23 protein-coding genes and 2 tRNA genes are annotated in these 24,607 nt (G+C 67.2%); 18 read left to right on the top strand and 7 right to left on the bottom strand.

Translation table 11 applies throughout. From position 1 onward, the window contains the following. Nucleotides 1-33 precede the first annotated feature (33 nt). Genes AB4Y79_RS03785 through AB4Y79_RS03765 form a run of 5 tightly spaced genes read left to right on the top strand, consistent with a single transcriptional unit; the run spans nt 34 to nt 5,327 of the window. Entirely contained in the window at nt 34-1,419 is a 1,386-nt protein-coding gene (locus AB4Y79_RS03785) for a cystathionine beta-synthase (protein WP_441858856.1), read from the top strand. A gap of 11 nt (nt 1,420-1,430) precedes the next feature. Continuing rightward, a complete protein-coding gene (locus AB4Y79_RS03780; RefSeq protein ID WP_441858854.1) occupies nt 1,431-2,594 on the top strand; it encodes a cystathionine gamma-synthase in 1,164 nt (387 codons plus the stop codon). A 53-nt stretch (nt 2,595-2,647) separates the two neighbouring features. Next, entirely contained in the window at nt 2,648-3,154 is a 507-nt protein-coding gene (locus tag AB4Y79_RS03775) for a winged helix-turn-helix transcriptional regulator (RefSeq protein WP_441858852.1), read from the top strand. Continuing rightward, a complete protein-coding gene (locus AB4Y79_RS03770) occupies nt 3,151-4,521 on the top strand; it encodes an MFS transporter (RefSeq protein ID WP_441858850.1) in 1,371 nt (456 codons plus the stop codon). Before AB4Y79_RS03775 ends, AB4Y79_RS03770 begins: the two co-directional genes overlap by 4 nt. A gap of 35 nt (nt 4,522-4,556) precedes the next feature. After that, nucleotides 4,557-5,327 (top strand): SDR family oxidoreductase, encoded by a 771-nt coding sequence (locus tag AB4Y79_RS03765; protein ID WP_441858849.1) that lies wholly within the window; start codon nt 4,557-4,559, stop codon nt 5,325-5,327. A gap of 9 nt (nt 5,328-5,336) precedes the next feature. Here the strand turns inward: AB4Y79_RS03765 and AB4Y79_RS03760 are convergent, their stop codons facing one another. Genes AB4Y79_RS03760 through AB4Y79_RS03745 form a run of 4 tightly spaced genes read right to left on the bottom strand, consistent with a single transcriptional unit; the run spans nt 5,337 to nt 9,821 of the window. After that, nucleotides 5,337-6,512, bottom strand: a complete 1,176-nt coding sequence (locus AB4Y79_RS03760; protein WP_441858847.1) for an acyl-CoA dehydrogenase family protein — start codon at nt 6,510-6,512, stop codon at nt 5,337-5,339. Beyond that, nucleotides 6,509-8,002, bottom strand: a complete 1,494-nt coding sequence (locus AB4Y79_RS03755) for an APC family permease (RefSeq protein WP_441858845.1) — start codon at nt 8,000-8,002, stop codon at nt 6,509-6,511. The genes AB4Y79_RS03760 and AB4Y79_RS03755 overlap by 4 nt, the downstream gene beginning before the upstream one ends. A gap of 13 nt (nt 8,003-8,015) precedes the next feature. Continuing rightward, the gene (locus tag AB4Y79_RS03750) at nt 8,016-9,227 is read right to left on the bottom strand and encodes a glutathionylspermidine synthase family protein (RefSeq protein ID WP_441858843.1); all 1,212 of its coding nucleotides are present in this window, start codon (nt 9,225-9,227) and stop codon (nt 8,016-8,018) included. A gap of 3 nt (nt 9,228-9,230) precedes the next feature. Beyond that, nucleotides 9,231-9,821 carry a Tat pathway signal protein gene (locus AB4Y79_RS03745; protein WP_441858841.1) on the bottom strand — a complete coding sequence of 197 codons (591 nt, stop codon included), beginning with the start codon at nt 9,819-9,821 and terminating at the stop codon, nt 9,231-9,233. A 134-nt stretch (nt 9,822-9,955) separates the two neighbouring features. On the opposite strand from AB4Y79_RS03745, the gene AB4Y79_RS03740 reads away from it, so the two are divergent. The 8 genes from AB4Y79_RS03740 to AB4Y79_RS03705 all read left to right on the top strand — a co-directional run bounded on the left by AB4Y79_RS03740 (nt 9,956) and on the right by AB4Y79_RS03705 (nt 16,111). Continuing rightward, nucleotides 9,956-10,609, top strand: a complete 654-nt coding sequence (locus AB4Y79_RS03740; RefSeq protein ID WP_441858839.1) for an MOSC domain-containing protein — start codon at nt 9,956-9,958, stop codon at nt 10,607-10,609. A 408-nt stretch (nt 10,610-11,017) separates the two neighbouring features. Next, nucleotides 11,018-13,129, top strand: a complete 2,112-nt coding sequence (locus tag AB4Y79_RS03735) for a DEAD/DEAH box helicase (protein ID WP_441858837.1) — start codon at nt 11,018-11,020, stop codon at nt 13,127-13,129. 302 nt (nt 13,130-13,431) lie between these two features. Beyond that, nucleotides 13,432-13,503, top strand: a tRNA-Thr gene (locus AB4Y79_RS03730). Between the two features lie 61 nt (nt 13,504-13,564). Next, nucleotides 13,565-13,638, top strand: a tRNA-Met gene (locus AB4Y79_RS03725). Nucleotides 13,639-13,731: 93 nt separating this feature from the next. Further along, nucleotides 13,732-14,529, top strand: a complete 798-nt coding sequence (yidC, locus tag AB4Y79_RS03720; protein WP_441858835.1) for a membrane protein insertase YidC — start codon at nt 13,732-13,734, stop codon at nt 14,527-14,529. A gap of 22 nt (nt 14,530-14,551) precedes the next feature. Continuing rightward, on the top strand, nt 14,552-15,109 hold the full coding sequence (locus AB4Y79_RS03715) for a dihydrofolate reductase family protein (RefSeq protein ID WP_441858833.1): 558 nt from the start codon (nt 14,552-14,554) through the stop codon (nt 15,107-15,109). Between the two features lie 16 nt (nt 15,110-15,125). Beyond that, nucleotides 15,126-15,782, top strand: coding sequence for an SDR family oxidoreductase (locus AB4Y79_RS03710; RefSeq protein WP_441858832.1), 657 nt, complete (start codon nt 15,126-15,128; stop codon nt 15,780-15,782). An 11-nt stretch (nt 15,783-15,793) separates the two neighbouring features. Further along, nucleotides 15,794-16,111 (top strand): hypothetical protein, encoded by a 318-nt coding sequence (locus AB4Y79_RS03705; protein WP_441858830.1) that lies wholly within the window; start codon nt 15,794-15,796, stop codon nt 16,109-16,111. Nucleotides 16,112-16,169: 58 nt separating this feature from the next. Here the strand turns inward: AB4Y79_RS03705 and AB4Y79_RS03700 are convergent, their stop codons facing one another. Continuing rightward, the gene (locus tag AB4Y79_RS03700; RefSeq protein WP_441858828.1) at nt 16,170-17,378 is read right to left on the bottom strand and encodes an ROK family protein; all 1,209 of its coding nucleotides are present in this window, start codon (nt 17,376-17,378) and stop codon (nt 16,170-16,172) included. A 96-nt stretch (nt 17,379-17,474) separates the two neighbouring features. On the opposite strand from AB4Y79_RS03700, the gene AB4Y79_RS03695 reads away from it, so the two are divergent. The 5 genes from AB4Y79_RS03695 (at nt 17,475) to AB4Y79_RS03675 (ending at nt 22,461) form a co-directional block, all read left to right on the top strand. Then, nucleotides 17,475-19,187: a glycoside hydrolase family 13 protein gene (locus AB4Y79_RS03695; RefSeq protein ID WP_441858827.1), complete on the top strand. Its 1,713-nt coding sequence runs from the start codon at nt 17,475-17,477 to the stop codon at nt 19,185-19,187. Nucleotides 19,188-19,218: 31 nt separating this feature from the next. After that, entirely contained in the window at nt 19,219-20,160 is a 942-nt protein-coding gene (locus AB4Y79_RS03690; RefSeq protein WP_441858825.1) for an aldo/keto reductase, read from the top strand. Between the two features lie 168 nt (nt 20,161-20,328). Beyond that, nucleotides 20,329-21,192, top strand: coding sequence for an HpcH/HpaI aldolase/citrate lyase family protein (locus tag AB4Y79_RS03685; RefSeq protein ID WP_441858823.1), 864 nt, complete (start codon nt 20,329-20,331; stop codon nt 21,190-21,192). 28 nt (nt 21,193-21,220) lie between these two features. Then, entirely contained in the window at nt 21,221-22,201 is a 981-nt protein-coding gene (locus AB4Y79_RS03680) for a DUF2797 domain-containing protein (protein WP_441858821.1), read from the top strand. Nucleotides 22,202-22,236: 35 nt separating this feature from the next. Further along, nucleotides 22,237-22,461 (top strand): DUF3188 domain-containing protein, encoded by a 225-nt coding sequence (locus AB4Y79_RS03675; RefSeq protein ID WP_441858820.1) that lies wholly within the window; start codon nt 22,237-22,239, stop codon nt 22,459-22,461. Here AB4Y79_RS03675 and AB4Y79_RS03670 read toward each other — a convergent pair. Both AB4Y79_RS03670 and AB4Y79_RS03665 read right to left on the bottom strand, forming a co-directional pair. Continuing rightward, nucleotides 22,451-24,142 carry a SulP family inorganic anion transporter gene (locus tag AB4Y79_RS03670; protein ID WP_441858818.1) on the bottom strand — a complete coding sequence of 564 codons (1,692 nt, stop codon included), beginning with the start codon at nt 24,140-24,142 and terminating at the stop codon, nt 22,451-22,453. The two genes, AB4Y79_RS03675 and AB4Y79_RS03670, sit on opposite strands and share 11 nt — an antisense overlap. Continuing rightward, nucleotides 24,139-24,519 carry an ArsR/SmtB family transcription factor gene (locus AB4Y79_RS03665; RefSeq protein ID WP_441858816.1) on the bottom strand — a complete coding sequence of 127 codons (381 nt, stop codon included), beginning with the start codon at nt 24,517-24,519 and terminating at the stop codon, nt 24,139-24,141. The genes AB4Y79_RS03670 and AB4Y79_RS03665 overlap by 4 nt, the downstream gene beginning before the upstream one ends. Nucleotides 24,520-24,607 lie beyond the last annotated feature (88 nt).

The raw sequence follows: 24,607 nt of genomic DNA, 5'->3' as shown, positions 1-24,607 counted from the left end.
GACTGCCGCGCAGGAAGCGGTAGCTTTGTACCTATGAAGTACGCCCAGTCCATCCTGGACCTCATCGGCAATACCCCGCTCATCAAACTCAACCATGTGACCGACGGCATCAAGGCCACTGTCCTGGTCAAGCTGGAGTACCTGAACCCGGGCGGATCCATCAAGGACCGTATTGCGGCGCAGATGATCGAGGACGCCGAGCGCGACGGAAAGCTGAAGCCCGGCGGCACCATCGTGGAGCCGACGTCCGGCAACACCGGCGTGGGCCTGGCCCTGGTGGCCCAGCAGAAGGGCTACAAATGCATCTTCGTGGTTCCGGACAAGGTGGGCGAGGACAAGCGTGCCGTGCTGCAGGCTTACGGCGCCGAAGTGGTGGTAACCCCCACGTCGGTTCCGCCGGACAGCCCGCAAAGCTACTATGGCGTCTCGGACCGGATTACCCGCGAAACACCCGGTGCCTACAAACCGGACCAGTTCTCCAACCCGGCAGCTCCTGGCAGCCACTACAAGACCACAGGTCCGGAGATTTGGCGCGATACGGACGGCAGGGTCACGCACTGCGTTATCGGCGCCGGCACCGGTGGCACCATTACCGGCACCGGGCGCTACCTGAAGGAAGTATCGGCGGACCGGCCGGAGTCCGACGGCGGCGTGGTCCGGATCATCGGCGCCGACCCCGAGGGCTCGGTCTACTCAGGCGGGACCGGGCGCCCCTACTTTGTCGAGGGCGTGGGCGAGGACATGTGGCCCGCCAACTACGACAAGACCGTCCCCGACGACGTAATCGCCGTCAGCGACGCTGACTCCTTCGCCATGACCCGGCGCCTCGCACGGGAGGAAGGCCTGCTGGTGGGCGGTTCCTCCGGGATGGCCGTCGTGGCAGCCCTCAAGGCCGCCCGGGACCTGCCGGAAAGTGCCGTCGTCGTCGTCATCCTGCCCGATTCCGGTCGAGGCTACCTGGCCAAGATCTTCAACGACCAGTGGATGCGCTCCTACGGCTTCCTCTCCGGCGGCGAGGAAACGTCAGTGGGGGAGGTCATCAAGTCCAAGAACGGCGAGCTGCCGGACCTGGTGCACATCCACCCCAACGAGTCCGTGCGCGATGTCATCAACATCATGACCGAGTTCGGCGTCAGCCACATCCCGGTCCTCTCGCAGGAACCGCCCGTGGTAATGGGCGAGGTCCTGGGCGCCGTGGATGAGCGCAGCCTGACCGCCAAACTGTTCCGCGGCGAGGCGAAGCTGACGGACAAGATCTCCGAACATATGGGACCCAAGCTGCCCGTGATCGGATCACTGGAGACCATCTCCGCCGCCAGGGAGCTGCTCTCGGACACGGACACCCTGATGGTCACCTTCGTGGGCGCGCCCGTGGGGATCCTCACCCGGCACGACCTGCTGGCCTACCTCAGCAACTAAAAGGAGCACCCATGACTGCCTCTGAGAACCAGGGTTTCAACACCCGCGCCGTCCACGCCGGCCAGGCCTTCGAGCCCCGAACCGGCGCCGTGGTACCGCCGCTGCACTTCAGCTCCACCTACGCCCAGGACGGCATCGGCGGCCTGCGCAGCGGCTACGAGTACGGCCGCGGCGGCAACCCCACCAGGGATGCCCTGCAGGAACAGCTCGCCGCCCTGGAACTTGGCACGCACGCTTACAGCTTCAGTTCCGGGTTGGCCGCGGAAGACGCGCTTATCCGCGCGCTCACCCGCCCGGGCGACCACATCGTGCTCGGCAATGACGCCTACGGCGGCACCTACCGGCTGATCAGCCGCGTGTTGGGCGACTGGGGGATTGGCAACACTCCCGTGGACATGGCCAACCTGGACACGGTCAGGAACGCCGTCGCCGCCAACAAGACCCGGTTCGTGTGGGTGGAGACGCCCTCCAACCCGCTGATGAAGATCACCGACATCGCCGCGCTCGCGGATATCGCGCACGACGCCGGGGCCCTGCTGGTGGTCGACAACACCTTTGCGTCGCCCTACCTGCAGAACCCGCTCGCCCTTGGTGCCGACGTCGTGGTCCACTCCACCACCAAGTACATCGGCGGACACTCGGATGTGGTGGGCGGCGCCGTGGTGGTCAAAGACGCGGAACTGGCGGAGAAGATCGGGTTCGTGCAGTTCGCGGTGGGGGCGGTGTCCGGCCCCATGGACGCATTCCTGACCACCCGCGGGCTGAAGACGCTTGGCGTGCGGATGGACCGGCACAGCGAAAATGGCCAGGCGGTGGCCGAGTGGCTGCTGGAACGCCCCGAGGTTGAGGCTGTCCTGTACCCGGGCCTGCCCTCGCACCCCGGCCACGAGCTGGCCAGGAAGCAGATGCGCAAATTCGGCGGCATGGTGTCTGTGCAGTTCAAGGGTGGTGAGGCGGCTGCCCGGAAGGTGGCCGAGTCCACCTCGGTGTTCACCCTCGCCGAGTCGCTGGGCGGAATCGAATCGCTTATGAACTACCCGTCCGAGATGACCCACGCCTCGGTCAAGGGCACGGAGCTGGCTGTTCCGGTGAACCTGCTGCGCCTGTCCTGCGGCATCGAGGATGTTGAGGACCTGATCGCCGACCTGGACCAGGCCTTCTCCGCAATTCCCTAGCCGGCAACGAGGGAACTCTGGCTTTCTTGAAGAAAGTCAGCTAGGGTTCCCCTATGCCTCTCCGATCCGACTGGTCCCAACGCACCTGCAGCATGGCACGCGGCCTGGACATCCTGGGGGACCCCTGGTCCATCCTTGTCCTGCGCGAGGTCTTCTTTGGGAACGGGCGCTTCGATGCCATGAAGGCGCGCCTCGAGGTGGCCGACTCCGTGCTCACCAAGCGGCTCGCAGGTCTGGTCGAGTCCGGGCTGCTGGAGAAGAAGGCGTACGACGACGGCGGCCGCGCCCGCCAGGAGTACGTGCTCACACCCATGGGCGAAGACGCACTCCCGGTCCTGAATGCGGTCACCATCTGGGCGGAAAAGCACCTGCCCGCCCCCTCGGACCAGGCGCACCTGTACGTCATCCACTCGGGCTGCGGGAAACCCACCACCTCGGCCGATACCTGCACCGAATGCGGGGAACTCCTCACCGCGGCCAACACCAGCTGGCACAGCCGGTCACGGTCCGAGCAGCCCATCCGGTTGTCCACCGCAGCCGGGAAAGGAACGGCAGCGTGAGCACCCTGCCCGATGAAGCAGCCAAGACTCCGGCGGAAACCGCCACCCGGCCGGGCACAGCTCAGCGCCGCCGGCTGCATCCGGCATGGATCGTCGCCGCCGTGGCGTTCCTGGCACTCGTCGGGGCGGCCGGATTCCGGGCGGCACCGGGAGTCCTCATGGTCCCGCTCCAGCAGGAGTTCGGCTGGTCCACCACGGTCCTTTCCGCGGCTGTCAGCATCAACCTGGTGCTCTTCGGCCTGACCGCGCCGTTCGCCGCCGCCCTGATGGAACGGTTCGGCGTACGGGCGGTCACGGCCACGGCCCTGGTCCTGATCGGCCTGGGCAGCGCCTTGACGGTGCTGGTGAACCAGTCCTGGCAGATCCTGCTGACCTGGGGCCTGCTGATCGGGCTCGGCACCGGTTCCATGGCGCTGGTCTTCGCCGCCACCATCGCCAACACCTGGTTTACCAGGAGCCGCGGGCTGGTCATTGGGATCCTCACCGCAGGCAGTGCGGCCGGCCAGCTGGTCTTCCTGCCGTTCATCGCCCTGCTCGCGCAGGATCCCGGCTGGCGGCAGGCCTCCCTGCTGATTGCCGCCGGCGCCCTCGCGGTGGTCCCGCTGGTGTTGAAGTTCCTCAAGAACTCGCCCGCCGACGTCGGGGTGCTGCCGTATGGTGCGGCCCCCGCGGTGGAGGTTGAGGCCGTGGAGCAGGAGGCAACCACAACCGCCGCCACCCCGGACGGACCCCGCGCCAACGCCGCTGTCCGCGCCCTCCAGGTACTCCGCCGGGCCAGCAAAGTCCGGACCTTCTGGGCGCTCGCAGCCGGCTTCGCCATCTGCGGCGCCACCACCAACGGCCTGATCGGCACCCACTTCATCCCCTCCGCACACGATCACGGCATGCCCGAAACCACCGCCGCAGGGCTGCTCGCCGTCGTCGGGATCTTCGACATCATCGGCACCATCGCCTCCGGCTGGCTGACCGACCGGTTCAATCCGCGCGTGCTGCTGGCCGTCTACTACCAGTTCCGCGGCATCGGCCTGCTGGTGCTCCCGCTGCTGCTAAACGCCGAGGTGCAGCCGAGCATGATCGTCTTCGTGGTGATCTACGGACTGGACTGGGTGGCCACCGTTCCCCCCACGGCCGCCATCTGCCGCGAGACGTTCGGCGCGGACGGCAGCGTGGTCTTCGGGTGGGTGTTCGCGGCGCACCAGCTGGGAGCCGCCGCGGCCGCCATCGCCGCCGGTGCCCTGCGGGATGCCACCGGGCACTACACTTATGCCTGGCTGGGCGCCGCGGCCATGTGCACCATCGCCGCGGTCATCAGCGCCACGATCCGCCGGAACCGCAGTTCGCGGGAAGCGGAGCCGGCTGCGGCCTGAACCAGCGCATCACGGGCCGCCGCTAGGCTGGTCGGATGGAACCACTCGAACCCGCAGCTGGCCGCCCCGTTGCCTTGGTCACCGGCGCGGGACGGCTGGGGAACATCGGCGCCGGCATCACCCGGCAGCTTGCCGCGGACGGCTGGGACCTCGTCCTCTCCTATTGGTCCGGCTACGACGCCCGCATGCCGTGGGGGAGCGAGCCGGACGATGTCCTCCGCCTCACGGCCGAGCTCGAAGCCATCGGCGCCACAGTCCACACCCTTCCCGCAGACCTGCAAGATCCTGCCGTGCCGGACAGGCTGGTGACCGAGGCCGTGCAGCTTGCCGGCCCACTGCAGGCCCTGGTGCTCAGCCACGCCGAATCGGTGGATTCCGGGGTGCTGGACACCACCGTTGAGTCCTTTGAACGGCACTTCGCCGTGAACACGCGCGCCAGCTGGCAGCTGATCGCCGCGTTCGCCCGCCAGGCCACGGACGACGGCGGCGCGATCGTTGCGCTGACCAGTGACCACACAGCGTTCAACCTTCCCTACGGCGCCTCCAAAGGTGCCTTGGACCGGATCGTGATTGCCGCAGCGCGCGAACTGGGTCCACAGGGGATCTCCGCGAACGTCCTGAACCCAGGGCCGGTTGATACGGGCTGGATGACCCCCGAGATAAAGGACGAGCTCACGGCAAAGCAGCCGACGGGCCGCCTCGGTACCCCTGCCGACGTCGCCGGGACCGTGGCGTTCCTCCTGTCCCCGGCCGGCCGCTGGGTGTCCGGGCAGCTGATCAAGGCCGACGGCGGCTTTTCAGCCTGAAATCCTGAGTCAGTGGAAGGCGCCCAAACCCGTGATGTGCCTGCCGAGGATCAGGGTGTGCACCTCGTCGGTGCCCTCGTAGGTCCGGACGGATTCAAGGTTCGCGGCGTGCCGGAGCGGGGAGTAGTCGCCGGTAATGCCGTTGCCGCCAAGGATTGTCCGGGCTTCGCGCGCCACGGCGATGGCCTCGCGGACGTTGTTCAGTTTGGCCAGCGAGATCTGCTCGGGCCGGATGGTCCCGGCGTCCTTCAGCCGCCCCAGGTGCAGCGCCAGCAGGGTGCCCTTCTGGATCTCCAGCAGCATGTTCACCAGCTTCTCCTGCGTCAGCTGGTATCCGGCCAGCGGCTTGCCGAACTGCAACCGGTCCTGCGAGTAGGCCAGCGCGGCCTCGTAGGAATCGCGGGCCGCGCCCATGGCGCCCCAGGCGATGCCGTACCTGGCCTCGTTCAGGCAGGTGAACGGGCCGCGCAGCCCGCGGGCCGCCGGCAGGAGCGCCTCCGGACCGAGCCGGACGTCGTCGAACACCACGTCGCATTGGATGGACGCGCGCATGGACAGCTTCTGCCGGATGGGCGTGGCCGTCACGCCGGGGGTTCCGGCCGGCACCAGGAAGCCGTGTACGCCGTCGTCCGTTATGGCCCAGACCACCATCACGCCGGCCACCGAGGCCAGGCCGATCCAGCGCTTGGCGCCGTTCAACAACCAGCCGGCGTCCTCGCCGGTGCCGTCGCGCTGGGCAAAGGTGGCCATCGAGGCGGGGTCCGACCCTGCGGTCGGCTCGGTCAGGGCGAAACAACCGATCACCTCGCCGGCGGCCATCCGGGGCAGCCACTCCTGCTTCTGTTCCTCCGAGCCCCAGGCATGGATCGCGGTCATCGCCAGTGAACCCTGCACCGAGACGAACGTGCGGATGCCGGAGTCCCCGGCTTCCAGCTCCATGGCCGCCAAGCCGTATTCGACGGCGGACCGGCCCGGGCAGCCATAGCCGTCCAGGTGCATCCCCAGCACACCCAGCTCACCGAGTTCTGTCGCCAGTTCCAGCGGGAACACGGCGTCCTCGTACCAGCGGGCAATCTCCGGTTTGATCCGCTGTTGGGTGAAGTCGCGGATGTGCTCGCGGAGCTCCAGTTCCTCCGCTGACAGCAGGGAGTCCAGGTCCAGGACATCGGACGGGCCGGCGCTCAACGCTTCACCTCGAAGTAGCCGCGGGTGGCCGGGAGGAACCGGCACACGGCTGCCAGGACCGCGCCCAGCGCCAGCAGCACCACGCCGCTGACAAAGGCACCGCCGACGCCGAGGATCTGGGTATCGCCGTACGCCGGGTCCCACATTTGCACGGCGGAGACGAAGAACGCAGCGGTCAGCAGCAGTGCCCCGAGCAGCGGCAGGATGCCGCGGAACCAAAGGTTCCGTGCAGAGTCCCGCAGGGTGGCCCGGAAGTACCAGAAACAGGCGTACCCGGTGAGGGCGTAGTAGAACGCAATGAACAAGCTGATGGCGCTGATGGAGTCCGCCAGCAGGTTCTCGCTCAGGAAGCTCATGGCCACGTAGTAGGCAGCCGCCGCGCCGCCCATCACCTGGGTGGAAAAACCGGGCGTCTGGTTCCGTTCGTGGACCTCGGCGAACTTCGCCGGAAGAGCTCCGTGGACCCCCATGGACAGGGTGCCCCGGGCCGTGGGCAGGATGGTGGTCTGGGTGGAGGACAGGACGGAGGCCAGGACCGCTATGACGATCAGCCAGCCCCAGGGTCCCAGGACCACGTCCTTCATGGCGAGGAAGACATCGTCCTTGTTGGCCTCGTTGCCCAGGCCGATGCCCTCGGAACCCACGGTGGCGTACATCATCACCAGCAGGGCCACCGAAACATAGATTGCCATCAGGACGAAAGCCGAGATCACGGCTCCGCGGCCGGGAGTCTTGGTGGGATTCTCGGTTTCCTCGTTCACGGCAAGGCAGGTGTCCCAGCCCCAGTAGATGAACAGGGCAAGGAGGGTTCCATGCACCACGGCACCGGGGTCGGCAAAGGCACCCGCCGGGTTGAACCACTCGATATCGAAGGCCTGGCCCTCCGGCGCACCGCCCACGATGCGCATCACGAGCGCCAGCGCGAAGATGCCAAGGGCAATGTACTGGACGTAGGTCAGCACCCGCTGGACGTGTTCGCCCAGCCGGATCCCGCGGTAGTTCACCAGGGTCATCAACACGATGAACAGCAGCCCCGTGGCGGTGACCACCACCTTGTTCTGCGCAAGCGACCCGTCACCCACCAGCAGCCACACATACTGGCCGGCCACCTGGGCGAGGTTGGCCAGGACCACGATCCCGGCCAGCGCCACGCCCCAGCCGCCCAGCCAGCCCGCCCACGGGCCGAAGGCCTGGCGGGACCAGGTGAAGGTGGTGCCGCAGTCCGGGATGGCACTGTTGAGCTCGCGGAAGGCGTAGGCGATGAACAGGACCGGGACGAACCCCAGCAGCAGGATCAGGGGAGTGTAGTTGCCGTTGACGGCAACGATCAGGCCGAGGGTGGCGGCCAGCGAGTAAACCGGGGCGGTGGAGGCCAGCCCCAGCATCACCGAGTCGCCCAGGTCCAGGATCCCGGCCCGCAATCCCTTGCCGGGCACCGGGGTGCCGGGCCCGCCGCCGGGACCTCCCGTCGTCGTAATGTCCGTGCTCATGCTGTCTCCGGGTTCATAGGGCGATACCTGCCTTGCTGGAGTTGGCCAGCGCCGAAAGCGGTGCCGGTGCGTCGATGGTGTTGGGCACGAAGCGGCAGAAGTAGTCAGTGACCGGCCCGTCGGATTCCCGGATGCCGCAGCCTACGGATTCACCGTCCACCACCCAGAGGCCCAGCACAGGACAGTTGCCGTCGAAGTCGGGAAGGGCGTGGTACTGCTGGTAGCACCAGCCCTCGCGGCCGTAACCGCCGGGCTGCTCCAGATTGATGCCGTCCGCGTGGATCCGGATGTTGTCGCCTTCGCGGCCGTGCAGGGGCTTAGCCACCCATTCCTTCAGCGGCCCCGGGCTGGTGAGGTACGCGGGCAGCAGGTTTGGGTGGTCCGGGTAGAGGTGCCACAACGCGGCCAGCAGGGCCTTGTTGGAGAGCAGCATCTTCCAGGCCGGCTCAACCCAGCGTGGGTTGTGCGCCCGTTCCAGGAGGCGGGGCCCGAACTCCTCCTTCATCATCAGCTCCCAGGGGTACAGCTTGAAGATGGTGCTGATCATGAAGTTGTCCAGGTCCACGAACCGGTTCAGGTTGGGGTCCCAGCCGATATCGGACATGTTGATCCCAATGGTGGTCCACCCCGCCTGGCTGGCGACGTCGCGCATGTACGCGGCGGTCATCCAGTCCTCGCCGGATTCCTCCACCTCGGAGTGGGCCACATGGAGGGTGCTCATGCCCGTGCGGTACTGGAACTTCTTCCACTGCCGGATCAGGGCCTCGTGGATGCCGTTCCACTGGTCCTTCTCCGGGTGGACGTCCTGCAGCCAGAACCATTGGGCGACGGCGGCTTCGATGAGTCCGGTGGGGGTGTCGGCGTTGTATTCGAGCATCTTGGCCGGCCCGCCCCGGCCGTCGTAGATGAAGTCGAACCGGCCGTAGACGTCCACGTCGGCGGCCTGCAGGGATTCACCAGCCAGCTCCAATGCCTGGGGGCCGATGCCGATGCTCCCCATGGCACCGGTGGCCAGGAACTTTGCCGCCTCCAGGCACATCCGGTGCATGTCCTCCGCGACGACCTCAAGGGTCTCCACCTCGTCCATGGTGAATTCGTAGTACGCCGATTCGTTCCAGTATTCGATCCGGCGCCCGTCATCCATGGTGGTGGTGGAGAAGACAAGGCCCTGCTCTTCGATCTTCTGCTTCCAGCCGGGCCGGGGTTCGGATATCAGTCGCTTCACCGTTCAGCCCCCCGAGACCTTGCCGCCGCCGCTTGAGCCGCTCTTGGCGCTGGAGCCGAACCCGCCGCGGCTGACCGTGCCGCCCTTGCTGCTGTAACCGGTGGAGGCCTTTGCCCCGCTGGGGATGGTCCGCGCGTAGCCGGGCGCGGTGGACCTGTTCTGGCCCACCGACGGGACACTGGCCCCGCGGGAGTAGAAATACCAGGCGTAGACGCCGCCGCTGCGGCCGGCGGAGCTGTCGCAGTTGGTGTCCTCGACGCGCTCGCCGGTTTCGTCGTTGAAGCAGACCTGCGCGTACTCGGGGTCGTCCTCGTTGCTGGCCACCACAGCCGTGATGGTCCCGGCCAGGAGCGCGGTCACGCCCAGGCCTACCACCACCGTGCGGCGCTGGGAGCGCTTCTTCCGCGCCGCCGCCGAGTTGAGCTGCTTTTCGCGCTCACTGGCAAACGGGTCCACCAGGGGGACAGGCTCCTTGAGGAGGTCGGGACGCAACTCAGGCTTGGGTACCTGCCAAGGCGGAGGCTTGGCGGTTCCGCTTCCCTCCGGAGGCCCTTTTTCCGGGTCCGCTTTCGGGTCCTTTTCGTTCGACGCCACGGCCGTCCCCCTCAGTTGTCCACACTATTTGGGCGCAGCACTGCACCCCCACATGCAAGTCTCGACCCAGCGTAGTCCCTGCACGAGTCCGTTGACGAGATTGGCACAGCCGGCAGGAACCCTAGACTGAAGCCATGGAACCAGCTTCTGTCCTCGCCGTCTGCCGCGTCCACCAACTCCTGGGAGACCAGGGCAATGTTGGCGTCACGGCGATCGACAAACGCCCGTCGGATGGTCCGGTGAAGGTGCACAAGCTGGGCGTACACGGGGATATCCAGGCCAACCGGGTCCACCACGGCGGCGATGACCAGGCCATCTACGCCTACTCCCAGTCCGACGCGGATTTCTGGTCCGGGGCGCTGGGCCGCGAGCTGCCGCCAGGCATTTTCGGCGAAAACCTGCGGGTTTCCGGCATTGAACCAACCAACGCGGTGATCGGGGAGCGCTGGCAGGTGGGGGCCGACGTCGTCCTCGAGGTCACCTCCCCGCGCGTCCCCTGCGCCACCTTCCAGCGCCGGATGAAAGAACCCCAATGGGTGAAGCGCTTCACCGAAGAAGGGCGCGTGGGAGCCTACCTGCGTGTCATCCGTACGGGCACCATCCAGTCGGGTGACTACATCCACCGCACGTTCGTGCCGCGCCATGGAGTGACCATCGGCAGATGGTTCAGTGCGCCGGACGCGGAGGCTGTAGAGGCCCTCCGCGATGCCGAGGCCGACGGCGAGATCAGGCTCCAGGAGGAGTACCACACCAGGTTCGAGCTACTGCTGCGGCGGCTGGGGGAGTAGCCCCGACGCATCCGTGGTGCGCCGCCCTTACGCTGTGTGCGCAAGCTCACCGCCGTCGTCGGGCCCTTAATTTCCCGTCGGCGGCGTCCGTGCCCTACACTTGAAATATCCCCCACTCCGGAAATCCCTTATTCCTGCCCAATTTTTGAGGCAGGACTGGCAAGTGTTGGGGCCCGCGCAAGCGATGCGGGCATTTTCATAGGGAGAGCCGGCTAAAGAAAACGCTGTACAGACTGCTGGGATAGCAGCCAAGAGATGCAGCGCGAAGTCCTGCCACGGGATTGCGAAAGCGCCGGACTTCTGTGACCGGCCGGTCAACGTTTGCCCGGCACCATCGGCACGCGTACTGCGGCTCCGCTCACCTCGGGTAGTGCCGCCTGGCCCCCTATGGATGAGGAATATCTCCCTATGCCCGAAAACCAGAACGAAACCACCCCCGAAGCAACCGTCAGCATCGAATTCACCGAGCCCGCTGCCCCCGCAGCAGAGGCTGCCGCTGAAACCGCCGAGGCTCCCGAAACCGCCCCGGTTGCTCCCGCCGCGAAAGCGGAAGAAGCCCCCGCAGCCAAGGCTGACGAGGACGACGAAGACGGCGTCCGCTTCGCCGATCTCGGCATCGATGGCCGTGTCCTGGCCGCACTGCAGGATGTCGGGTACGAAAAGCCGTCCCCCATCCAGGCCGCCACCATCCCGCTGCTGCTCGAAGGCCGCGACGTTGTTGGCCTGGCCCAGACCGGAACCGGTAAGACTGCAGCATTCGCAGTACCGGCACTGTCCCGCCTGGCCGAACTCCACGACCTCAACGGCCCGTCACGCAAGACCCAGGCCCTGGTCCTGGCCCCGACCCGCGAGCTCGCGCTCCAGGTTGCCGAGGCCTTCACCTCGTACGCCAAGCACATCGATGACTTCACGGTCCTTCCCGTCTACGGCGGCTCCGCCTACGGCCCCCAGCTCGCCGGCCTGCGCCGCGGTGCCCAGGTTGTTGTCGGCACCCCGGGCCGCGTGATCGACCACATCTCCAAGGGTTCCCTGGACCTGTCCGAACTCCAGTACCTGGTCCTGGACGAGGCCGACGAGATGCTGCGCATGGGCTTCGCCGAAGACGTGGAGCAGATCTTCCAGCAGACCCCGTCTGACCGCCAGGTTGCACTGTTCTCGGCCACGATGCCGAGTCAGATCCGCCGTATGTCCAAGCAGTACCTGAACAACCCGGCCGAGATCTCCGTCAAGTCCAAGACCACCACCGGTGCCAACACCCGCCAGCGGTACCTGCAGGTCATGGGCCCGCACAAGCTCGATGCCATGACCCGCATCCTCGAGGTGGAAGACTTCGACGGCGTCATCGCCTTCGTGCGCACCAAGATGGCCACCGAGGACCTGGCTGACAAGTTGAAGTCCCGCGGTTTCCAGGCCGCAGCCATCAACGGCGACATCCCGCAGCAGCAGCGCGAGCGCACTGTGGACGCGTTGAAGGAAGGCCGGATCGACATCCTGGTGGCTACCGACGTCGCAGCCCGCGGCCTGGACGTGGAGCGAATCAGCCACGTGGTCAACTACGACATCCCGCACGACACCGAGTCCTATGTGCACCGCATCGGCCGCACGGGCCGCGCGGGCCGCAGCGGTGACGCGATCCTGTTCATGACGCCGCGCGAGAAGTACCTGCTGCGCGCCATCGAAAAGGCCACCCGCCAGCCGGTCGAGCAGATGCACCTGCCCACCGCCGAGACCGTGAACACGCTGCGCCTGGGCAAGTTCGCCGAGCGCATTACCGAGACCCTTGAGTCCGAGGACGTCTCGATGTTCCGCGACCTGATCGCTTCCTACGAGGAAGAGCACAAGGTGCCGGCAGCAGAAATCGCTGCGGCACTGGCAGTCATGGCCCAGGGCGGACAGCCGCTGTTGGTCAAGGAACTGCCCGCTGCTCCCGAATTCCAGAAGCGTGAACGCTCCAAGGACGGCTTCGGCTCCCGTGGGCCTACCCGTGCGCTGACCGAGGGCAACGCCACCTACCGCATCGCGGTGGGCCGCCGCCAGCGCGTCATGCCCGGTTCCATCGTCGGTGCCATTGCCAACGAGGGCGGCATTTCCTCGGCCCAGATCGGCGGCATCGACATCCGCTCGGACCACTCCCTGGTGGAGCTCCCGGCGGACCTGAGCCCCGAGCAGCTGCGGGCCCTGTCCCGCACCCGGATCGGCGGCGAGCTGATCCACCTTGAGCTGGACAACGGCCGCAAGCCGTCGGGCGACCGCGGCGCCTACCAAGGCAACCGTGGCGGCGACCGTGGCGGCAACTTCAAGGGCAACGGCGGGTTCAAGAAGGAATTCCGAAAGAATGACGGCGAGCGGACCTCCGCTGAGCGCGGCGGACGTTCGTACAGTGAGCGGTCCGAGCGTTCCTTCAGCGACCGCGGCCAGGCCGGCGACTCGCGCTTCGGTGGCCACGGTGACGGCTCCCGCAAGCCGCGCCACGGCGGCGACAGCGGACACCGCGACTTCAACCGCAAGGGCAAGTGGTAAGCCTCCTGCGGGTGTGAAAAATTGACGACGACGGTGGGCCGGCTCTTTTGAGCCGGCCCACCGTCGTTTAACCACCAGTGAGGTGTGGGCCTCACCACATTTGCCCGGCGAGGCGTTGGGGGGTGGCCGCCCAAGCCGCTTCCCGGCGTCGTCCGCTTTGTGTTTTCGATACCCGGAAACCGCGGAATGACGCGGAAAAACGGACCGCCGCCCGGCGCCCACGCAGCTGTTTCGATCGCTCCCGCCCGGCGTCGATCCCGATTTGTTGGTGCGTAAATCTTCCGGTAGAGTATTTACTCGTTGCCCCCCTAGCTCAGTGGTAGAGCGCGTTCTTGGTAAGAACGAGGTCACCGGATCGATTCCGGTGGGGGGCTCTGAATGAGGGCCTGTGTCAAGGCGGTTTTGACCGGCTTGACGCAGGTTTTTCTCATTCGTGGCGGTGTAGCTCAGTTGGTTAGAGCGCACGACTCATAATCGTGAGGTCGGGAGATCGAGCCTCCCCACCGCTACAGGCTGAACCCCCGGAATCCCCGAGATCCCGGGGGCTTTCCTGTTTCCCGGATCGGCAGTAGCTTTGCAGCAACTGGCGGATGGGGGATTCGGTGGATGTTGTTGCAGCGGTCATGGAACCATTCCGGTGGCTGGTGTCCGTCATCATGGTGGCCTTCCACGACGGCCTGAGCTCGGCAGGAATGCCTGCAGCGTCAGGCTGGACCTGGACCCTGGCCATCGTGGGCCTGGTCCTGGTGATCCGCGCGGCCCTCATCCCGGTGTTCCTGGCGCAGGTCCGGGCCCAGCGCAGGATGGGCCTCCTGCAGCCCGACCTGAAGGAACTGCAAGACAGGTACAAGGGCAGGACAGACCAGGGCTCACGGCAGGCCATGGCCCAGGAACAAATGGCCCTGTACCGGAAGCACGGCACCAATCCATTCTCGGCATGCTTGCCCCTGCTGATCCAGGCACCGTTCTTCCTCGCCCTGTTCCAGGTCCTGTCGGGGATCTCCAACGCCTCGCAACAGGGCAACGGCATCGGGGCCATGGGCCGGGCGCAGGTGGTCCAATTCGACTCGTCCAGCATTTTCGGGGCGCCCTTGTCCGCCGCCCTGGTTCACGGCGGCGGCGACCCGGCCGCCGTGGCCGTGCTCGCCGTCGCCATGATCCTGGTGATGATCGCGTGCCAGTTCCTGACACAGAAACTCGTGGCGGCCCGATCCGTCAGCGGGCAGGATCCCGGCAGTCCGCTGGTCCGCCAGCAGCAGGTCCTGCTGTACGTGCTGCCGCTGGTCTTCGGTGTGGGCGGCATCTTTTTCCCCATTGGCGTGCTGGTCTACTGGACCGTCTCCAACCTCTGGACCCTGGGGCAGCAGTTCCTGGTGTGGCGAAAGCCTATGCGGGCCTGATGTCCGGCGGCAGAATGGGCCCATGGCGCAGTTGATCTATTCCGCAATCATGTCCCTCGACGGCTACACGGCAGACAGGGACGGCAACTTCGCGTGGTCCGCCCCCGACGAGGAAGTCCATGCCTTCATCAACGACCTCGAACGGGACGTGGGCACCTACCTGTTCGGCCGCAGGATGTACCAGGTCATGTCGGTCTGGGAAACCATGGACACTGCGGATGAACCTGCCGTGATCCAGGACTACGCCCAAATCTGGCAGGGGGCGGACAAGGTGGTGTACTCGGCGTCGCTGGACGCCACGGCAACGCCCCGGACCCGGCTGGAACGCCAGTTCCTGCCGGACGCTGTGCGGGACCTGAAGTCCTCCAGTGACAAGGACATCAGCATCGGCGGCCCCACCATCGCCGCGCACGCCCTGAAAGCGGGCCTCGTGGACGAGTGCCGGCTGTTCATCAACCCGATGGCCGTGGGCGGCGGGCTGCGTTTCCTGCCGGACGGCCTGGAGTCCCGGCTGGAGCTGGTCGACGTGCGCCGCTTCGAGGCCGGGGCGGTGTACCTGCGTTACAGATGTCTGACCTAGCAGGCAGAATGGGGGCATGACACGCATCGCCATCATTGGCGGCCACGGGAAAGTGGCCCTCCTCCTGTCCCAGCTCCTCGCCGGCGAGGGCCACGCCGTCACGTCGTTCATCAGGAATCCGGACCACGCAGCCGACGTCGCCGCCACCGGCGCCACGCCGTCCGTCCTGGACGTCGAGAATGCCGCGACTACGGACATCGCCGACGCACTCCAGGGCCACGACGCCGTGGTCTGGTCGGCCGGCGCGGGCGGCGGCAACCCCGAGCGGACCTACGCCGTGGACCGGGATGCCGCCATCCGCTCCATCGATGCCGCCGCGCAGGCCGGCGTTAACCGGTACGTCATGGTGTCCTATTTCGGCGCAGGCAAGGACAATGGCGTGCCGGAAAGCAACAGCTTCTTCGCCTACGCGGAGGCCAAGGCAGCCGCGGACGAGTACCTGCGCGGCACCGGGCTGGAGTGGACCATCCTTGGCCCCGGCACCCTGACGGACAAGCCCGGAACCGGCCTGATCGACGTCGACCCGTCACCCGACGGGGACCGTGACACGTCGCGGGCCAACACGGCAATCGTGGCGGCGGCAGTGCTGGACCTGCCCCAGACCGCAGGCCGCACCATCGAGTTCCGCGACGGCACCCTGCCGGTCTCAGCAGCATTGGGACCGCGCGCCTAGGTGCCCGCGACGTGTTGAAGGCCTCCGAGGACGGGACAGCCGAACGCGATGCCGTCCGCCTGCTCGCCGCGCGCGACCAGGCCGCCGCCGTCGCGGCCCTCAAGCAGCACCACCTGATGAAGGACCTGCCGCCGGAAAAGGTGGCCCTGGTCAAGGAACGGATGCGCCGCCTGCGGGCCGAGCTGGCGGGCGGCAACCTGCCTGACGAGGCCCCTGGCGGAAAAGCGGCAGCGCGGGCGGGAACTGGCCGTCGCGGTCCAAACGATCGCGTTGGATGCTGCGCGGCAGGAAGTGGTGGCGGCCCGCAACGAGCCGGACATGGACCCTGAGGTGGCGGACCGGGTGCTGCGGCAGCTGGACCTGCGCACCATGATCATGCCGGAATAGCTAGGCCTCGGCCGGCGGGGCCAACTCCAGATCGAGGGAATGCTTCTCCACGTAGTCCAGGGCACAGCGCACCGCACCCACCGTCACGATCGAGTCTCCCAACGGGGAGACGGCCACCCGAGCGGGGGTGGCCGTAAAGTTGCACAGCCGAGCGGTGATGGGGCCCAGCAGCACATGCGCGGAATTGGCCACGCCGCCGCCGATCACCACCAGTTCCGGGTTGAGGAAGGTGGCTACAGTCCCCACCACCCGGGCCATCCTGTCCGCCAGCCGGTCCAGGATGTCCTGTGCCACGGCGTCGCCGTCGGCCGCAGCCGCGAAGACCTGCTCGGCCTCGACCCTGCCCGGCTTGAGGGCCCGGAGGGTGGTGGGGGCGGACCCGGCCAAGGCCTCCGCGGCCCAAGTCCGGGCCAGGTGGGCGATCCCGTAGGTGTCGCCCACGCCGTCCACCAGGTCCAGATAGGCAAGCTCCCCGGCGCTGCCGCGGGTGCCGTGGACCAGCCGGCCCCCTTCCACGATCCCGGATCCCAGCCGTTCGCTCGCCAGGATCACCACGACGTCGTCGATCCCCGCAGCTGCGCCCTGCCACCGTTCGCCCAGGGCCGCAAGGTTGGCGTCGTTTTCAACGAGTACCGTCCATCCCCGGGCTTCCTTGAGGGCCGGCCGCAGTCCCAGGTCAAAAAGCCCCCAGAACTTCTGCGTGGCCACCACGTCCCCGTGCCGGTCCACCGGCGCGGCCACCCCGGCGCAGACCGCCAGGACCTGGTCCGGTGCGGCAACAGCTGAGCGAAGCGCCGCCATGGCCACCCCGTCAATGAAGGCTATGCGCTCCCGGGAGCCGACGTCACCGGCTTGGAAGGGACGGCTGGCCCGCCCCACGGTCTTGCCGCGGAGGTCCGAAACCACCACGGTGACCTTGGCATATCCGATGTCCATGCCCAGGACCACGCCCGCACGTTCGTTGAGTTCGAACCGGCGGGCAGGGCGACCCTTTTGGTAGCCGCCGAACTCCCGCTGGTTCTCCCGCTCCAGGACCCAGCCCCGCCGGACCAGGTCCTCGCAGACGGCGATGGTGGTGGCGCGGGTCAGGCCCGTGGCCGCCATGACGTCCGTGACCGTCACTGCCGCCGCCGCGCGCAGGTACTCCAGGACCGCGCCGGCACTGACCCGCCGCAGCAGCTGGGGAGTCGCCGGAACCAGTTCAGCCATGCTGTTGACCTTCCTGTCCAAAGCACCAGATAATATTTGAAGAAGTAAATTTAGATTCAATATAAATGTACCTGCTGCAAAGAAAAGGACCACCCCTTGTCCACCACTGCCACGCTGGCAACCCTGTCCGACTCCGACCGTCTGGCCGACCCCAACTGGTGGCGCCAGGCCTCCGTCTACCAGATCTACCCCCGCAGCTTCGCGGACTCCAATGGCGACGGCATTGGCGACCTGAAGGGCATCACCGCCAAGGTGCCATACCTGAAGTCGCTGGGAATCGACGCCGTCTGGCTGAGCCCGTTCTACCCGTCCGCACTGGCGGACGGCGGCTATGACGTGGACGATTACCGCGACGTCGATCCCAAGCTGGGTACGCTGGACGACTTCGACGAAATGGCCAAGGCCCTGCACGACGCCGGGATCAAGCTGATTGCCGACATCGTCCCCAACCACTCCTCCAACCGGCACAAGTGGTTCCAGGAAGCGCTGGCCTCGCCCCAGGGATCCCCGGAGCGGGACCGCTACATCTTCCGCGACGGCAAGGGCCCCAACGGCGAGTTCCCGCCGTCGGACTGGGATTCGGTGTTCGGCGGACCCGCCTGGGAACGGATCACCGAACCGGACGGCACCCCCGGCCAGTGGTACATGCACATCTTCGCCAAGGAGCAGCCCGACCTGAACTGGTCCAACCGCGAGATCCGCGACGACTTCCTCAAGACCCTGCGCTTTTGGTCCGACCGCGGCGTGGACGGCTTCCGCGTCGACGTGGCGCACGCCCTCACCAAGGACCTCACCGAACCGCTGCTGTCCAAGCTCGAACTGAGCGCGGCCAACACCGGTGTGGACGGATTCGACGACGGCTCGCACCCCTTCTGGGACCGCGACGAAGTCCACGAGGTCTACGCCGAATGGCGTGAGGTGTTCAACGAGTACAACCCGCCGCGCACCGCCGTGGCGGAGGCCTGGGTGCACGCCACCCGGCGTGCCCGCTATGCCAGCCCGCAGGGCTTGGGCCAGGCGTTCAACTTCGACCTGCTGCAGGCCGATTTCGACGCCGCCGAGTACAAGGAGATCATTACCCGCAACCTTGCCGAGGCCGCTGCCACCGGCGCCTCCTCCACGTGGGTGTTCTCCAACCACGACGTCGTCCGGCACGCCACCCGCTACGGCCTGCCCCAGATGGCCAAGGAAAAGGCCGGCGCCAAGGGCCAGGACGGCAAGGACTGGCTGCTCGCCGGGGGACCGCAGGACCAGCTGGACGTGGAACTCGGTGAACGCCGAGCCCGCGCAGCAACTTTGCTGATGCTCGCCGTTCCCGGTTCCGCCTACCTGTACCAGGGTGAGGAACTGGGCCTGCAGGAAGTGGCAGACATTCCCGAATCCGAGCGCCAGGACCCCTCCTACTTCCGCAACAAGGGCGTGGAGATCGGCCGCGACGGCTGCCGGGTGCCGCTGCCCTGGAAGGTGGAAGGCATCTCCTTCGGCTTTGGCGACGGCGGGTCCCACCTGCCGCAGCCGGACTGGTTCAGCAAGTACGCGGTGGAGGCCCAGGACGGCACCGACGGCTCCACCCTGGAGCTCTACCGCAAGGCCCTGAAACTGCGCCGCGAACTGCTCACGGGTGAAGAGCTGGAGTGGATTGATGCAGGCGCCCCGGACGTGCTGCATTTCAAGCGACCCAACGGCTGGCAGTCGGTAACCAACTTCGGGAACGCCGCCGTCGACCTTCCCCCCGGTGAGGTGCTGGTCAGCAGCTCACCGCTGGAGGACGGCAAGCTGCCAGCGAACACCACCGCGTGGCTGCGCTGATGCGCGGCCCCCGTGGAAGCGGGCGCCCCTGATGCAGGAACTCATCTACGGCTGCATGGGACTGGGCGGCACCTGGTCTGACGAACCGTATGAAGCCAAGCATGTGGACCAGGCCACCGCTGCCGTCCAGGCCGCCCTGGACGCAGGGATCACCCTGTTCGACCATGCGGACATCTACCGGAACGGGAAGTCCGAAGCCGTCTTCGGTGAGGTGCTGGCCGCCATCCCGGGCCTGCGGGAGCGGATCCGGCTGCAGACCAAGTGCGGAATCAGGCTGAACGAACGCGGCCTGCAGACCCACTACGACCTGAGCCGGGAAGCCATCCTGGAGCGGGTCAACGGCAGCCTCAAGCGGCTTCGGACAGACTCCGTGGACATTCTGCTCCTGCACCGCCCTGACCCGTTGGCGGACCCTGCGGAGGTGGCGTCCGCGGTGGGGCAGCTGATGGCCGAGGGCAAGGTCCGGCAGCTGGGTGTGTCCAACATGTCCGCGGCGCAGATCGAGGTTTTGCAGGACCGTTTGGAGACGCCGGTGGTGGCCAACCAGCTGGAGATGAGCCTGCTCAAGCGGGCGTGGCTGGAAAGCCAAGTGCTGGTCAACCACCCGGAGCACCTGGACTACAGCTTCCCGCACGGCACGCTGGAGTACTGCGCCCGCAACAACATCACCCTCCAGGCGTATGGCTCCCTGGCCCGCGGCGCCTACACGGGGGCAGAGCTGGAAAGCCCCACCCCGGCCGAGGAGGCCACCGCCGAACTGGTGGCGGAACTGGCGGGGGAGTACGGCACTACGGGCGAGGCCATCCTGCTGGGCTGGCTCATGAAGCACCCGGCCGGAATCGCGCCGGTAATCGGGACAGCCAGCCCCGAACGCATCCGCGCCTGCGCAGATGCGGAACGGGCGGCCCGTGCCATGACCCGCGCCGACTGGTACCGGCTCTGGGTGACGGCACGCGGCAGCAACATCCCCTGACCGCTCCCAACTGACTGGCAGTAGTTGTCGTTTTGAAGCCCCAAAACGACAGCTACTGCCAGCTACTCTCCCCGGCAGTCCAGTCACAACGCGTTTAGTTCGTATTGATCCTCACAAGCCGGCCGTTTTCTTCCCCGTGCCGGTTGCGGGGCGGATACTGTAGAAACCATGACGTCTACCATCGCCGCCGAAACCGTAAGGCCGGAACGCAATATCCCCGCAGAGATCGCCCGTTCGTGGCTGCTGGTCAATGCCATGAAGCCGGAGCTCTTTGACCAGTCGGCCGCGTCCCGCGCCGATTCGATCATCCTGGATATTGAAGATGCCGTGGACCCGTCGCAGAAGGACCAGGCCAGGGCCAACGTGGTGGACTGGCTGACCGCCGGCGGCCAGGCCTGGGTCCGGATCAACGATGCCACCAGCCCGTTCTGGGCCGATGACCTCGCGGGCCTGCGCGGCACCCCGGGCCTGCTCGGTGTCATGCTCGCCAAGACCGAATCGGCTGACCAGGTGACCGAGAGCTTCCACCGCATGGACGGCAAGACCCCCGTGATCCCGCTGGTCGAATCCGCGGTCGGCATCGAGGAAGCCAACAACATCGCCAAGGCACAGGGCGCGTTCCGGCTGGCGTTCGGGTCCGGTGACTTCCGCCGCGATACCGGCATGGCCGCCACCCCGGAGGCCATGGCCTACCCGCGCGCCAAGCTGGTCGTCGCAAGCCGCGTGGGCAACCTGCCCGGCCCCATCGACGGCCCCACCGTCGGCACCAACCACCCCATCCTGCGCGAACAGACCGGCATCACGGTGATGATGGGCATGACCGGCAAGCTCTGCCTGGCCATCGACCAGACCCCGGTGATCAACGAGGTCATCAGCCCCACCCCGTCCGACGTCGCGTGGGCCACCGACTTCATGAACGACTTCGAGGCGAACGGCCGCGTGATCCGTGACGGCTCGGACCTGCCCCGCCTGGGCCGCGCCGAGAAGATCATGAAGCTCGCCGTAGCCTTCGGAGTCCAGCCCGCACTCTAGCGCCACCACCGTTCTTCAGGAGACCCCGTTGACCGATACCCCGTATCTGGTCCACGGGGTCTTTTGGGATGGGCAACCGCCGGGCACCAGCGCAGCGGCGGGTCCCAAGGTGGTGGATCCTGCCAAGGCAATTGCCGACGCCGGCGGCCCGGTTCTGCGCCTCCAGTCACCGGACGGGGACTTCAGGGAGTTGGGCCTCCATTCCGGCGCACGCCTTGGCTTCCGGGTGGTGCAGCCAGGCAGGTCCTGCCTGGGCCACATCCAGGTCCAGTCGGCGGCCTCGCGCAGACACATCCTCTGCGCCTCCGCGGCCCCCGCAGCCCGCGGAAAGCAGTGCGAACGGTGCTTCGTGCTCGATGAGTCCCGGCTGATGCACGACTTCCACCGCGGCGGCCGGGTCACTCCCGGCCTGCGCGACTACCTGATGCAGGAACACTGGCTGTACGCTGCCACGTTCGCCGGCGGTGCCACCAAGGTGGGTACCGCCTCCGGTCCGCGGAAGTGGAACAGGCTCGCGGAGCAGGGGGCCGCAACGGCCACGTATGTTGCCAGGGCGCAGGACGGCCGCGTGGTGCGGATCCTGGAGGACCTGGTGACGGCCGAGGTCGGCCTCACGCAGCAAGTGCGGTCCGCAGCCAAGGCGGACGCCCTGCTGCAGCCGCTCCCGCCGGGGGACCTGCTGGCCACCAATGCCCGGGCAGCCGCCGACGTGCGCGCGCTGCTGGCACGCACCGCCGTCGGCGGCTTTGAAACTGTGGCGGAGCAGTGGGTGCGGCCGGCACAGGCTGACGCCCTGCACGCGCCCGGCCAGCGGCATCCCTACCCGCATGCGCTGGACCAGGGGCAGCACGGCTTCGGGATCGCGGCGCTGAGCGGGGCAAACGTGCTGGCCGGGCTCGATGGCACGGACGCCGTGTTCGTGGTGAACCTGTCCCAACTGGCCGCCCGCACCATCACCCTGGGCGATTACTCATCGGAGGTCCCGGCAGTACAGGAGTCCCTGTTCTAGCCGGACCCCGCAGGCCTGGACGGTAGACTTGCACGGTGCTGAACGAATTCTGGGCCACTGCGCCAACCCGTTACAAAGTCCTGGTCTTCAGCGCGATGGGACTGATCGCCGTCGGCATCATCCTCAACATCATTGGCAACACCGGCGGCAACCAGACTCTGGCCATGGCTTCACTTCCGCTGATCGGGCTGGGCCTGGTGCTGCACGTCGTGGGCATGGTGGTCCGCGGCCAGTCGATCCGCAAGAACCTCAGGCGCTAGCTGCTGCGTTCCGCAGGACATGGCTGCGGGCGTGCTCCACGGCATCGGGAAGGTGCTGGAACAGGTGTTTGTGGTGCCGTAGCGAACGGATCACGCCCACGTTGGTCACCAGGTCCAGGTGGTCCGGCCGCACACCCTTGAGCAGCACCGTGATGCCGCGCAGTTCCAGCGCCGCGATGACCTCCACCAGCGCGTGGGCGCCGGTGGCGTCAAGCATCCGCAGCTGCGAGAGCCTGATAATCGCCACCTGGACGTCCTTCACCTGGCTGATCTCCTGGAGGATACGCTCGGCGGCGCCGAAGAACATCGCCCCGTCCAGCCGAAGGACCGCAATGTGCTCATCGCCGTCGGCGGAAAGACCGGGGACCGGCTCGCGCTGGACGCCGCTCAGCGAGGCGAATTTCCGCAGCGCGAAGAGTGCCGCGGCGGCCAGCCCGATCTGGATGGCCACGATCAGGTCGAAGGCCACGGTGATGATGGCCGTGAGAACGAAGACTGCGGCGTCCGCCCGGGTGGAACGCAGGATGGCGGCAGCGGTACGCCGGGAAACCATCCGTGTTGCCGTAACCATCAGGATCCCGCCCAGTGCTGCCAGCGGGATCCGGCTGACCATTCCTGCCGCCAGGTAGGTAATGCCCAGCAACACGACGGCGTGCACCACTGCGGCAAGGCGGGTCCGGGCCCCGGAACGCACGTTGACCGCGGTCCTGGCAATGGCTCCGGTGGCGGGCATGCCGCCAAACAGTCCGGCGGCGATGGAAGCCAGGCCCTGGCCGGTCAGCTCACGGTCCGGGCTGTAGGCTCCGGTGGGCTTGCCGTCGGGGCCGGCCATCCCCGCGGCCACCCTTGCGGAGAGCAGCGATTCGATGGCGGCCAGGACGGCGATGGCGACTGCGGGCATGGCAAGGCTTCCCAAGGTGGCCATGTCCACGGCGGGCACTGCCGGCGCGGGAAGGGAATGGGGCAGCGCACCGATCCGCGGGACATCCAGCTGCAGGAGTTCGGCCGACGCCGTGGCCAGGAGGACCGCCACCAGGCTTGCCGGGATGGCCCGGAACAGCTTTTGCAGCAGGACCATCACGACGGCGACCATCACCACGAGCGCCAGCGTCAGCAGGACTGTGGGCGCCTGCGCGGCTGAGGCAGCTTCGACGGCGGCGACAACGGTGTTGTGTCCCGGGACGCCGGACGTGCCCGTTGCGAGCGGAACCTGCTGGAGGAAGATAATGGCCGCGATCCCCAGTGTGAAGCCCTCCACCACCGGCCAGGGGATGAAGGCTACGGCCCGGCCCAAGCCGCTGAATCCCATAATGCAGACCAGCAGCCCTGCCATGAGTGACAGCGGGGCTACGCTGCCGGGGCCGTGGACGGCCACGACGGGTGCCAGGACCACCACCATGGCGCCCGTGGGCCCGGAAACCTGCACTGATGACCCTCCCATGAGGGCTGCCACCAGGCCGGCCACGATGGCGGTGATAAGTCCGGCCTCGGCGCCCACCCCGGAGCTGACCCCGAATGCGAGGGCCAGCGGCAGGGCCACAATGCCCACGGTGATGCCGGCCAGCAGGTCTGTGCGCCACGATGAGCGAAGACCGGCGTAATCCTGCCGGGACGGGAGGAACCGGGTAAGACTCTGGGCGGCCCTGGCAGTGGCGCGGCGGGTGGCGGCGGTGGCCGTCACGAGGCTGATCCGCGGGACAGGTGCTCCGCCGGCAGCTGCTGCGCCAGCCGGAGCTGTTCGTTCGATTCGGACAGGCTGTCCAGGAGGAAGGTCCGGGCAATGGCCAGCAGTTGCGAAACCCCTGGGTGCGCCAGTTGGTAAGTCACGGCGTTGGCGGTGCGTACGGAGGTCACCACCCTGTGCCTGCGCAGGGTGGCCAGGTGCTGGGAGAGGTGCGAGGCCTCAAGCCCGGTCTCTGCCAGAAGGTAACTGACTGGCGCAGTTTCCTGCGGAGCTGCGGCCAGCAGTTCAAGGATCCGGATACGAGCCGGGTGCGCCAGGCCCTTGAACAGGTTGGCCTTGATCTCGTACAGCGGCGCTTGGGCGGAGGACAGCAAGGGAATGGCTCCTGGCGGTTTGATGAAATGATGAAATCATCATACCAGTGGGTTGTGGAACCTGTCCCTGGTGCGCCGGGGATAGGCT

The sequence above is a fragment of the Pseudarthrobacter sp. YAF2 genome, assembly GCF_052113345.1.
GTDB lineage: Bacteria > Actinomycetota > Actinomycetes > Actinomycetales > Micrococcaceae > Arthrobacter.
This window is presented reverse-complemented; position numbering and strand designations above follow the sequence as displayed.

Bases quoted from the DNA above. Each gene is read 5' to 3' on its own strand.
- AB4Y79_RS03735 (WP_441858837.1), top strand. From the start codon at position 11,018: ATGCCCGAAAACCAGAACGAAACCACCCCCGAAGCAACCGTCAGCATC.
- AB4Y79_RS03785 (WP_441858856.1), top strand. From the start codon at position 34: ATGAAGTACGCCCAGTCCATCCTGGACCTCATCGGCAATACCCCGCTC.
- AB4Y79_RS03740 (WP_441858839.1), top strand. From the start codon at position 9,956: ATGGAACCAGCTTCTGTCCTCGCCGTCTGCCGCGTCCACCAACTCCTG.
- AB4Y79_RS03710 (WP_441858832.1), top strand. From the start codon at position 15,126: ATGACACGCATCGCCATCATTGGCGGCCACGGGAAAGTGGCCCTCCTC.
- AB4Y79_RS03755 (WP_441858845.1), bottom strand. From the start codon at position 8,002: ATGAGCACGGACATTACGACGACGGGAGGTCCCGGCGGCGGGCCCGGC.
- AB4Y79_RS03765 (WP_441858849.1), top strand. From the start codon at position 4,557: ATGGAACCACTCGAACCCGCAGCTGGCCGCCCCGTTGCCTTGGTCACC.
- AB4Y79_RS03780 (WP_441858854.1), top strand. From the start codon at position 1,431: ATGACTGCCTCTGAGAACCAGGGTTTCAACACCCGCGCCGTCCACGCC.
- AB4Y79_RS03715 (WP_441858833.1), top strand. From the start codon at position 14,552: ATGGCGCAGTTGATCTATTCCGCAATCATGTCCCTCGACGGCTACACG.
- AB4Y79_RS03700 (WP_441858828.1), bottom strand. From the start codon at position 17,378: ATGGCTGAACTGGTTCCGGCGACTCCCCAGCTGCTGCGGCGGGTCAGT.
- AB4Y79_RS03685 (WP_441858823.1), top strand. From the start codon at position 20,329: ATGACGTCTACCATCGCCGCCGAAACCGTAAGGCCGGAACGCAATATC.
- AB4Y79_RS03775 (WP_441858852.1), top strand. From the start codon at position 2,648: ATGCCTCTCCGATCCGACTGGTCCCAACGCACCTGCAGCATGGCACGC.
- AB4Y79_RS03690 (WP_441858825.1), top strand. From the start codon at position 19,219: ATGCAGGAACTCATCTACGGCTGCATGGGACTGGGCGGCACCTGGTCT.